Here is a 9,561-nt window from a genome sequence, read left to right as displayed (position 1 = left end):
CACCCCTCACCCCGTGGGCGCCGCCGGGGTGGGTCAGGACGCGCGGACCGCGGCGACCTGCTCGGGCGTGACGCCGGTGGCGGAGGCGATGCCGACGTCGGGGATCTGCATGCCGATGAGGGCGCGGATCTTCTCGACGAGCTCGCCGGGGAGGCCGGACGGGTGTCCGGCGACGGCGGGCGCCGCCGGCGCCGCCGGCGCGGTGGGCGCGGCGGGCTGCGGGGCGGTGTCGGGCCAGGTCCCCGCGGGCGGCGGGGTCTGCGGAACGAACGGCGCCTGCGCCTGCTGCTGCGGGGCCTGCTGGGGGATGGCCTGCGACGGGAACCCGGCCGGCGCCTGCTGCTGCTGGGGTGCGGCGGCGGGCGCGGGCTGAGCGAAGCCGGACGCGGGCGCCGCGTAGGTGGCGGTGTAGAGCTTCTTCGGGTTCGCGGGGTTCTGCGACTGCGGGTCGTTGCCGGTGTAGGTGACGGTCAGGATTCCGCCGACGGCGAGGTCTCCGGCGCCGGCCGCGGCGATCGCTTCGGCGATGGCGCGGAAGCGGGAGTCGCCCTTGGACTTCGTGACGTAGAGGGTGCGGACGCCGTCGTCGTCGGGGTCGACGCGGAGGGTGGTCTGCAGCGGCACCTGGATCTGCATCTTCGGGTCGCCGGAGGGCCAGAAGTCGAGGTCGGTGGTCTTGTACTTCGTGGCCTGCCGCTCGGAGGGCGCGCGGGTGATGGTGCCGGTGATGGTCTCGCCGATGGTGTTGAAGGTGGCGGACTTGCCGCCGGAGATGTCGAAGAGGGACATGAGTGGTTTCGCCTTTCGGGCTGTCTGGGTGGTCGTGCTGGTCCGTGCGGGTCGTGCGGGGGTGGCGGTCAGAGGGTGAAGAGCGGCCCTCCCTTCTCCCGGTCGGCGGCGGCCCGGTCGAGGCGGCACCAGGCGCAGTAGGGGTCGTCGCAGCCGGGGGAGATCTCGACGGCCTTCTCGAGGCCGACGAGGCGCCACAGCTGGTCGAGGCGGTTCGCGCGGTTCATCGCTTCGAGGGCGATGCCGGCGTTCCACGGCTCGTGCCAGAGGTAGGTCTTCCCGAGCTCGCCGTCGCGGGGGAGGAACGCGATCATCACCTCGCGCGGGATGCCCCATCCGTCCTCCTTGAAGTAGCCGAGGCCGTAGAGGTGCGCCTGCACGCGGTACTTCGGTGAGGGGCCGTTCGCCCGGTAGTCGGCGAGCTGCTTCGCGCCGATGACCTTGTGGTCGATGACGGTGCCGGAGGGGATGTGGAAGAGGTCGCAGGAGCCGAGGATCCGCTCGGGGCCGATGTCGCCGACGTAGACGGTGTTCTCGGTGACCCACTCGAGGTGGCTGTCGGGGTTCGCGGCATCGAACCACTCCTCGAGCTGCGCGTGGACGGCGGTCCCGATCGCGGGCTTCCACGCAGGCGGGCGGGGCGGTTCGGGGACCTGCGCGAGCTTGTGCAGGATCGCCTTGTCGCAGGGGTCACCGATCTCGGACGGCCCGATGCGCTTCTGGTGGCTGCGGGGGTGCGCGGCCATCGCCCGCTCGATGACGCCGAGGTACGCGCGCTCGACGTCAATCGCGGTCACGCGATGTCCAGTAGGGTCGCGTTCATGGACTGCCCGCCGCCCTTGATTGAATGCCGGTTCGAGCGACTCATTGACGCCGTGTCGTCTGATCCTGTTGCCAATTTCTTTAACTTGTTCTTCTGGCCATTTCTCTCGGTTCTTATTCCTGTGATAGTCGCATTCATAGTCGCGGCCAAAGCTCGTACCGATGCTCTGGAGGCTGTCCGCGTCGAGATAGACGCATTGAAAGAGTCGGCAGACAAGGAGAGGGCTGACCGCCTCGAAGAAAAGAAGCGCGACACCAGAGCTGAGTCGATTGCCAAGCTGATGCTCGCAGTGCACCGGACCACCACTCGTAACAGAAAAACGGCTGGGACCGCGGCCTCGATAACAGCGCTCGATGAGATAGCTGTTGCGGCCTGGTCTTGCTCCGCCGCTTTCCGTGAAGATGACTCCTGGGAAGCGGCATGGTTAAGCAGATTGCCTAATTTTGCTTCTTCTATTTTTATGGATGCTCTCACCAACAGTGATAAGGAGAGCATTGTCACCCTTTGGCAAACTACTACCGTCGACGCTCTCGCTTTGTTACAGGAATCGAAACTGGAAAAGGATCGACTGACAGCTACATGCGAGGAACACGGGCTGGAAGCTTCTTTGCCCTGGCTGGATAAAGAAGAAGCTGCCGAGAACAGGCTCACTTGACCAGGACCTTCGGGGCGCCCTCGACCTGGTAGTTCTCGACGATGATCGGCGCGACGTACTTCCGGAACGCGGCCATGTCGAGCTTCGAGACGTAGATCGCCGGGTACTGGTCGGCGGGGTAGTCCTTCTCGATCTGCGCGGTGTTCGGCCGGCGGTTGTGCTGGATCGCGACGGCGAGGTTCCCCGCCTGGTGCGTGCCGAACTCGAGGCCCTCGCGCAGCTGTTCGGCGATCTGCTCCTGCCGCTCCTTCGCGTCGGCGGCGACCGCGCCGAACCGGGCGTACTCGGCGGCGAGCGCGGCGACGTCGATGGGCTCGCGGCACGACTCGTCGTCGGTGTCGACGGCTGCGGGCTGGGTGGTGGTCTGGCTGGTCATGGTGATCCTTCTGTGAGTGGGTGGTCAGGCGATTGGGGTGCCTGCGGGCACGACGGCCCAGAGGGTGATGAAGGAGCCGGCGTGGCCCTTCTCGACGAAGCGCTTCGTGGCGCGGATGTCGACGACCTGGTTGTCGTCGACGTAGGCGACGCCGTTGAGGGCGTCCATCACGAGCTTCTGGAGGTTGTCGACGTCGCGGCGGCCGCGGCGCACGAGGTGGAAGTCGAGCCGCATGGCGACGTCGCAGGCGAGCGGGTCGGCGAGCTCGCACGCGGCCTTGAAGAGCTCGGCGATCCCCGCTTCGGCGCGGAGGGTGGTCGCGGGGGTGAAAGTGCGGCCGCCCTTCCCGTGCCGGGGCCGCTCCTTCGCCTTCGGCTCTCCGGGGATGGAGAACGAGACGACGTGGAGGCGCTCGGTCGGGTCGCTCACTCGTCGGCGTCGAGGTCGGGCGCGTCGAAGTCGAGCTGATCCAGCCCGGTCCTCGCCTTGTACGCGGCCTCGAGGAGCGCGCGGCCGATGAGTTCGAGGTCGCCGTCCATCAGCGCGTCGACGAGCTTCGCGCGGGAGGCGTCGTCGAGCTCGCCCTGCAGCGCGTCGATCTGGATGAACCGGACGACGGGGTAGGTCTCCTGCTTGGCGACGTTGTGGACGATCTTCGACGGCTCGACGACGCCGATGACGACTACGCGGCCGGTCTCGTCGTCGATGAACTGGGAGGCGAGGTCGACGAGGCCGTTGAGCTTCTCGCCGGGGACCTGGCCGGAAATCTGTACGGACATGGGGGCTCCTTCGTGAGCGGGTGATGGGTGGGGAGGGTGAGGTGCAGTCGCGTCAGCCGGCGAGGCGCTCCCAGAGCGAGCCGGTGCGCTCCGGGTGGTCCTTCGGCAGGCTCCGACGCAGGCGGGCGCCGACGTCGCCGCGGACGATCAGGTACGCGTCGCCCGCATCCGCGCGTTCGGCGAGCACGTCGAGGACGTCTGCGGGGACCGGCTTGGCGGGCTCGGAGAACTGCAGCGGGGCGGTCATCGCGTCCACGTCCGATCGGCGTCGATGCTGTAGTGGCGGCCGCGGTGACCGTGGTGCAGCTCGCAGTGGATGACGCGAGGCCAGACGCTCGCGGAGTCGAACCCGACGAAGGCGGCCGGCGCCTGGGTCGTGGTCGCATCGCAGATGCGGACGCCGTACTGGTTGTAGAAGCGGAGGAGGCCGCGGCACCGCTGGTGGGCGGTGCAGTAGCGGGCCTGGGCGCCGATCCAGCGGTGAGGGGTCAGTCGCTCCCGGATCCGGGATGGGAGGGCCGGCCAGATGACGGCGAGCCACAGGGCGATTCCCGCGGGTACGCCGACGGCAGCCGGGATCGTGTCGATGGCGGTCACGGGGACACCGCCGGGCGCAGGCCGAGCATGTCCGCGAGGTCGTCCGCGAGGCCGCGCCGCTCGAGGTCCGCGAGCACGGCGGCCTTGTCGGCCGGGGAGACCTCGGGGATCGAGCCGTAGAGCCCTGCGCGCTGCGAGGGCGAGCCCTGTCCGCGCTGCGCGGGCTTGGGGTCGGTCGGCGCCGCGAGGTACTTGATGACGGTGTTCCTCGAGGACCCGACCTTCTCGGCGATCGAGCGTGCGGATTCGCCGGCCGCCCCTCGCGATCGGATCTCGTCGATCTGCTCGGGGGTGAGGCTGCGCCCGGCCATCAGGCGGCCGCCTTGCCGGTGAGGGGGTACTCGGCGGCGAGGCCGTCGAGCCGGTGGTGCATGGCGGACACGATGGCCGGGACGTACTCGGCGAGGTTGACAACCTCACCGCGGCGGAGCGTGAGCATGATCACGCCTCCTTCTGGAAGGAGCGCACGTAGGCGGCCGGGCTGGCGCCCAGCTCCCACGCCTCGTAGGCGAAGTCCATCGAGTAGCCGTCTACCGCCTGGTCGCCGTCGATCGAGTGGCCGGCGGCGCGCTCAGCGTCGCCGATCCAGGCGAGCCAACGGCGCTCGGCGAGGCTCGAGTCGACCTCTGCCTTCCACGTCTCGAGGTGAGTGTCTTCGACGATGCTCATGGTCGTTCCCTTCTGGTGTGGTGCCCGGCGCGCCCCTTCGGAAGGCGCGACGAACAGCGCCTCCCACGGCGCGGGGTGTGATGGGGGAGAGGGGTGGGGCCGGTGGTCTCCGTCCGCGACTCAGAACGTCGCGGTGGCCGGCCCCTGCCAGCGGGATTGCTGGCGGTCTAGGCGGAGCGTCGGCCGCTGATCGACGTCACGTTCGACGTCGGCAGCTGGGCCGCGATCCACGCGTCGACGTCTTCGCGACGCCAGCGCAGGTACTTCCCGACCTTGAATGCCGGGGGCAGTGCGTCGGGGTTCCGGTTGCGCATCTGGTAGACGGCAGCCTCCTCGATCTGCAGCTCGTCGGCGAGGTCGGTGACGGTGAGGTGCTTGGCCATCAGGCCGCGACCTTCTGCTTCTGCTCTGCGAGGGACGGGGTCTTCACGACCTCGAATGCTTCGCCGATGCTCAGGCCGAACGTGTCGACCATCGCGACCATGAACGCCGCCGAGGGCTGTGCGCCCTCGTCGACGCGGCGGAGCGTTGCGCGGTGGACTCCCATGAGGCGCGCCTGGTGCTCCTCACTGGGGATCTCGCGAACCTCGCGGAGCCTCTTGAGCAGTCCCGGCTTGATCCGGAGCGTGCTTCCCATTCGGTCCTCCTCGTTGCGGTTCTGCGTTGCTGTGTCGCAAGTATGCGACGGCCTGACGCATGAATGCAACACGGACGGGGGTGGTTGTTGCGGAAGTGTTCAGGTGCTTTCCCGCCATTCCGGGGCATTACGGCTTGCGTGTGTCGCAAAGTTGCGACAGACTCGCACCCGTGAATGACGCACTTCGGGAACACATCGAACAGATCAGCGGCACCAAGAGCCTGCGCTCCGTCGCCCTCGCCGCCGGGATCACCCCGAGCACCCTCGTTCGCCAGCTCGACGGCGAGATGAAGGCCGCGACCGTCGTCGCCATCTGCCGCGCCTACGGGGCGCCGATCCTCCCCGCCTTCGTCGCCGCCGGCTACATCAGCCCCGACGAGGCGCACGCCTCCATCAGCGAAGCCGCGCTCCGCAGCGCGACCGACCGTCAGCTCGCCGAAGAGATCCTCCGCCGCGTCATCGAAGCCGAGGGCGAGCACCCCGAGCTCACCGAGCCCATCTCGGACGAGCAGACCACCGCAGCCGTGCAGCTATCCGACAGGCGTCGGCGGAATGTCGGTGGTCCCTTCGACACTCTCACCGACGAAGAGATCGCAGCCCGGTACGGCGACCGGATCGCAGCCGATCATTCCGACCCCGAACAGGACCTCGACGACAGGACCCCATGAGTCACCGCCCGGCCGCCACCGCGTACGACCCGTACGAGCACGCGGACCGGCTGGGCATCCCCGTCCTCCACGGCAGGATCCGATCCGCCAACGGCCTCTGGCTCCCCGACGAGCGCGTCATCGTCCTCAAGCGCGGACTCCGCGCCTGGCACGAACGCCAGACCCTCGCGCACGAGCTCGGCCACGTCTGCCTCGGCCACGCCGAGACCACCCCCCGCATCGAGCGACTCGCCGACCGGTGGGCCGCCCGCAAGCTCATCGCCCCCGACCACCTCGCCGACGTCGCACGCATGAGCCCGGACCCCGGCGTCTGGGCACTCGAGCTCGGCGTCACCGACCACCTCCTCGAGCTCTACCTCCGAGACCACCGCACCGCCTAGGAGCGCCCATGCCACGCCCGCCGCTACCCATCGGCTCCAACGGACTCGTCACCGTCACGCCGGCGCCGAAGGCCAAGGGACCCTGGGTCGCGCGCACCCGCTTCCGCGACTACGACGGCGTCACCCGCATCGTCGAACGCAAGAGCGCCCAGAGCGCCGGCAACGCCCGCGAGCTCCTCACCCGCGCCCTCCTCGAGCGCCGCGCCCCTCTCGGCGACGAGCTCACCCCGGAGACGCGGCTCCGCGACGCAGGGGAGAAGTGGTGGACCGACGAGATCGACGGGCAGCGCGCGCCCACCACCGAGCGCCGGTACCGGCAGGCGCTCGCGCACGTCGACCAGGGCCTCGGCGGCGTCCGCCTGCGCGAGATGACCACCGCCCGCTGCGACACCTTCCTCCGCACCCTCGCCCGCACCCGCGGGCCCGCGACCGCGAAGCAGGCGAAGAGCGTCCTCTCTGGCATCCTCGGCATGGCCGCGCGCCTCGACGCGATCCCCGCGAACCCCATCCGCGACGTCGGCTCCATCCGATCCACGCCCCCGGAAGTGCGCGCCCTCACCCTCGACGAGCTCCGCGCGTTCCGGACCGCGCTGGCCGCCGACCGGCGCAGCGTCCTCGGCGACGTCGTCGACCCCGTCGACTTCATGGCCGGCACCGGCGCGCGCGTCGGCGAGGTCTTCGCGCTCCGCTGGGCCGACGTCGACCTCGACGCGCCCACCCCCTCCGCAACGATCCGCGGGACGACGCTCTGGACCAAGGGCGCCGGGATGACCATCCAGACGCACCCGAAGTCGTCGACCTCGCGGCGTCGCCTTCTGCTCCCCGACTTCATCGTCGACATGCTCGCCGCGCGCGATCGCGACGTCGACCTCGTGTTCCCATCGCTGTTCCTCGAGCGTTCGACAGTGCGGGACCCGAACAACTTCCGGAAGCAGCTGCGGCGCTTCACGGAGGGCACGGAGTGGGAGTGGGTCACGCCGCACACCTTCCGGAAGTCGGTCGCGACGCTGGTCGAAGACCTCGGCGAGGCGTCCCGGCAGCTCGGTCACGCGGGCACCGACATCACCGAACGGCACTACCGGGTCCGGACGCACGAAGGCCCCGACCTCCGCGCACGCCTGCAGCTCGTGGCTACAGGGTGACGGGGGCCGGGGCGCTCATCGTTTAGTCGACGGAAACAGGGCTACGAGCGGTGACCCAAGGACAGTCAGGGCCAGCGAGGCCCACCTATTCGACCTGGTCAGAGGCAGAAACTGGGAGGCACAGAGATCCACCGCAAGGCATCGGGTCGGAATCTCTTGGTCGCAGGTTCGATTCCTGCCGGGGGCACCATCGGATCGGGAGCGCGCCGGTCGCCGTCCCTAGTCTTGTCCCGGTGGCGTGCGGATCAGCGTCGACGCCTCGCGCCCGTCCTTCGACCGCGTCGCGGCCTCTCCTCGGGCGGCGCTGCGCTCCTCCGAGGAGTGACGCCCGGCACCCACGGGGTTTTCCTCCGCTCCGGTGACCCTCGGACGAGGACTCGCGGTCGCCCCACCAGTAACACACCGGCAAATCGGAGGCAACACCGGCGTGTTTCCCACCCGAAGTCGTTTGAGTGTCATTCAGGCACCTAGTCTTGGGGTGTCCGGAATTACAACGACGTAACGAACGGAGGTACGACCATGCTGCTCCTCGCCATCCTCGGTGGAATCGCCGTCGCGTGGACGATCGTCGCGGCGCCCCTCGCCGTACTGGTCGGCCGAGTCGCCCGTGCACGTGATGCACACAGCTAGTCAGTACACGCACCGCCCGCACCACGGAGAAGGCCCCGATCGCACTCGCGATCGGGGCCTTCTTCTCGTGGTCGGGAGCACTCAGACCGAGCTGCGCTCCTGGCCTCGGTCGTCGTCCGAGGCGGACCGCTCGAACCGGGCCTCGTCCGCCCGGACGACCGCCTCGTCGTCGGCCGGCACGTCGTCGCGGTCTCCGTCGGCCGGAGCCGACGGCGTCGCGTCGTGCTCCGCGTCCGGCTGCGGCTCGGCGGCAGGAGCCGAGCGCTGCGGGTCGACGGGCGGCAGCTCCTCCACGGGACGCTCGCGCGACGGCACCTCCAGGCGGTCGACGTCGGCGAGCAGGCGGCGGGTCTCCTCCTGCGAGGCGTCCCCGGCCGACGCGGGGAGGACGATCGTGGGCGTCTGCGGGGCTGCAGAGCCGGAGGCGGAGCCCGCGCCGACGACGACCGGTGCGACGGCGGTCGGTGCGGCGGCCGGGGGAGCGGTGCGCTGGGGAGCGGCCTCGGCGGTGCTCGCGGCCCGATCGGACGACGGAGCGGACTCGGCGGAGCGGTCTCGACCCGTCTCCGAGAAGCGCCAGCGCTCGAGGTCGGCGAGGAAGGCCTTCCGGGCGCGCCCGGGCTTGTCCCGCCACTGCACGAGGCGGTCGCGGAACTCGCCCACGCTCGCCTGCGTCTGGTAGCCGCCGGTGCTCGACGTGTGCTTCAGCTCGGCGAGCTCGTGAGCGGCCCAGTTGGCCGCGACGCCGGAGCCCTTGACGGGCAGGAGGCGCAGGTGCGTCTCGGCCTGCGCGGACGCGCGGTCGCTGAGGACGCGCTCCGGGCTGCTGAGGACGTTCCAGGCCGAGGCGTCGACCGCGGCGTCGACGAGCGTCGCGATGACCGCGTTCTTCCGCTCGTGATCCTGCTGACGGATGAGGCGCGCGATGGACGCTCGGAAGACGGAGGCGATCACGATCGCTCCGACCACCACGGCCAGCAGGACCACAGCGGCCGTGAAGACCGCCTGGTGCCCGTCGCTCGTGCGGATCCAGGACATGAACTCGTTCCACCACTGCATGGGGCGAACGCTATCCGGGGCGGTCGCCGCGGCCCGGTCGGCACGCCGCCGACCGGGCGGATCGGCGCGTCAGGCGACGCGGAAGACCTCGATCGCGTCGTCGACGCTCCAGAACTCGCCGAGCTCGGCGCCGGCGGGCATGCCCGCCCGCAGCAGCCGGGCGCGGTACCGCTCGCCGAGCGGATCCTCGACCAGCTCGATGTGACCGACCACGGCGCCCGAGCCGGTGCTCACGCGCCACAGCCGGGCGTTGACCCGGGTGAGCGTCGGCGGGGTGCGGGTGGCGTGCAGCGTGGACAGGGACATCGGTTCCTCCTGCTCGAGTCTCGGAGCACCCACCGGCCGAGTGCTGTCGCA

18 protein-coding genes are annotated in these 9,561 nt (G+C 70.0%); 4 read left to right on the top strand and 14 right to left on the bottom strand.

From position 1 onward, the window contains the following. Nucleotides 1–33: 33 nt before the first annotated feature. On the bottom strand, nt 34–789 hold the full coding sequence (locus tag C5C95_RS11275; protein ID WP_104324467.1) for a hypothetical protein: 756 nt from the start codon (nt 787–789) through the stop codon (nt 34–36). A gap of 68 nt (nt 790–857) precedes the next feature. Beyond that, on the bottom strand, nt 858–1,586 hold the full coding sequence (locus C5C95_RS11270) for a hypothetical protein (RefSeq protein WP_104324466.1): 729 nt from the start codon (nt 1,584–1,586) through the stop codon (nt 858–860). Between the two features lie 24 nt (nt 1,587–1,610). On the opposite strand from C5C95_RS11270, the gene C5C95_RS17145 reads away from it, so the two are divergent. Then, a complete protein-coding gene (locus C5C95_RS17145; protein WP_146087079.1) occupies nt 1,611–2,267 on the top strand; it encodes a hypothetical protein in 657 nt (218 codons plus the stop codon). Here C5C95_RS17145 and C5C95_RS11265 read toward each other — a convergent pair. The 10 genes from C5C95_RS11265 to C5C95_RS11225 form a co-directional block, all read right to left on the bottom strand. Next, nucleotides 2,260–2,643: a hypothetical protein gene (locus C5C95_RS11265; RefSeq protein WP_104324465.1), complete on the bottom strand. Its 384-nt coding sequence runs from the start codon at nt 2,641–2,643 to the stop codon at nt 2,260–2,262. The two genes, C5C95_RS17145 and C5C95_RS11265, sit on opposite strands and share 8 nt — an antisense overlap. A 24-nt stretch (nt 2,644–2,667) precedes the next feature. Next, nucleotides 2,668–3,072 carry a RusA family crossover junction endodeoxyribonuclease gene (locus tag C5C95_RS17485; protein WP_181125659.1) on the bottom strand — a complete coding sequence of 135 codons (405 nt, stop codon included), beginning with the start codon at nt 3,070–3,072 and terminating at the stop codon, nt 2,668–2,670. After that, entirely contained in the window at nt 3,069–3,422 is a 354-nt protein-coding gene (locus C5C95_RS17480; RefSeq protein ID WP_104324464.1) for a hypothetical protein, read from the bottom strand. Before C5C95_RS17480 ends, C5C95_RS17485 begins: the two co-directional genes overlap by 4 nt. Before the next feature lie 52 nt (nt 3,423–3,474). Then, complete coding sequence (locus C5C95_RS11250; protein ID WP_146081524.1) at nt 3,475–3,669, bottom strand: hypothetical protein; 195 nt, start codon at nt 3,667–3,669, stop codon at nt 3,475–3,477. Further along, complete coding sequence (locus C5C95_RS11245; RefSeq protein WP_104324462.1) at nt 3,666–4,019, bottom strand: hypothetical protein; 354 nt, start codon at nt 4,017–4,019, stop codon at nt 3,666–3,668. The genes C5C95_RS11250 and C5C95_RS11245 overlap by 4 nt, the downstream gene beginning before the upstream one ends. Beyond that, a complete protein-coding gene (locus C5C95_RS17475) occupies nt 4,016–4,330 on the bottom strand; it encodes a helix-turn-helix domain-containing protein (protein ID WP_104324461.1) in 315 nt (104 codons plus the stop codon). The genes C5C95_RS11245 and C5C95_RS17475 overlap by 4 nt, the downstream gene beginning before the upstream one ends. Further along, the gene (locus C5C95_RS17850) at nt 4,330–4,458 is read right to left on the bottom strand and encodes a hypothetical protein (RefSeq protein ID WP_258072662.1); all 129 of its coding nucleotides are present in this window, start codon (nt 4,456–4,458) and stop codon (nt 4,330–4,332) included. The genes C5C95_RS17475 and C5C95_RS17850 overlap by 1 nt, the downstream gene beginning before the upstream one ends. Before the next feature lie 2 nt (nt 4,459–4,460). Continuing rightward, nucleotides 4,461–4,688 (bottom strand): hypothetical protein, encoded by a 228-nt coding sequence (locus C5C95_RS11235; RefSeq protein ID WP_104324460.1) that lies wholly within the window; start codon nt 4,686–4,688, stop codon nt 4,461–4,463. 167 nt (nt 4,689–4,855) lie between these two features. Next, a complete protein-coding gene (locus C5C95_RS11230; protein ID WP_104324459.1) occupies nt 4,856–5,071 on the bottom strand; it encodes an AlpA family transcriptional regulator in 216 nt (71 codons plus the stop codon). Next, nucleotides 5,071–5,325 carry a helix-turn-helix transcriptional regulator gene (locus C5C95_RS11225; RefSeq protein ID WP_104324458.1) on the bottom strand — a complete coding sequence of 85 codons (255 nt, stop codon included), beginning with the start codon at nt 5,323–5,325 and terminating at the stop codon, nt 5,071–5,073. The genes C5C95_RS11230 and C5C95_RS11225 overlap by 1 nt, the downstream gene beginning before the upstream one ends. A 59-nt stretch (nt 5,326–5,384) precedes the next feature. On the opposite strand from C5C95_RS11225, the gene C5C95_RS11220 reads away from it, so the two are divergent. The 3 genes from C5C95_RS11220 to xerC are packed head-to-tail and all read left to right on the top strand — an operon-like array spanning nt 5,385 to nt 7,515. After that, entirely contained in the window at nt 5,385–5,993 is a 609-nt protein-coding gene (locus C5C95_RS11220; RefSeq protein ID WP_146087077.1) for a hypothetical protein, read from the top strand. Then, nucleotides 5,990–6,373 carry an ImmA/IrrE family metallo-endopeptidase gene (locus C5C95_RS11215; protein ID WP_104324456.1) on the top strand — a complete coding sequence of 128 codons (384 nt, stop codon included), beginning with the start codon at nt 5,990–5,992 and terminating at the stop codon, nt 6,371–6,373. Before C5C95_RS11220 ends, C5C95_RS11215 begins: the two co-directional genes overlap by 4 nt. An 8-nt stretch (nt 6,374–6,381) precedes the next feature. Then, nucleotides 6,382–7,515: a tyrosine recombinase XerC gene (xerC, locus tag C5C95_RS11210; protein WP_104324455.1), complete on the top strand. Its 1,134-nt coding sequence runs from the start codon at nt 6,382–6,384 to the stop codon at nt 7,513–7,515. 711 nt (nt 7,516–8,226) lie between these two features. Here the strand turns inward: xerC and C5C95_RS11205 are convergent. After that, complete coding sequence (locus C5C95_RS11205) at nt 8,227–9,204, bottom strand: hypothetical protein (protein WP_104238546.1); 978 nt, start codon at nt 9,202–9,204, stop codon at nt 8,227–8,229. 69 nt (nt 9,205–9,273) lie between these two features. Next, entirely contained in the window at nt 9,274–9,510 is a 237-nt protein-coding gene (locus C5C95_RS11200; protein ID WP_104223715.1) for a hypothetical protein, read from the bottom strand. Between the last annotated feature and the right edge of the window lie 51 nt (nt 9,511–9,561).

This window comes from Rathayibacter sp. AY1B7 (assembly GCF_002932735.1).
Lineage (GTDB): Bacteria > Actinomycetota > Actinomycetes > Actinomycetales > Microbacteriaceae > Rathayibacter.
This window is presented reverse-complemented; position numbering and strand designations above follow the sequence as displayed.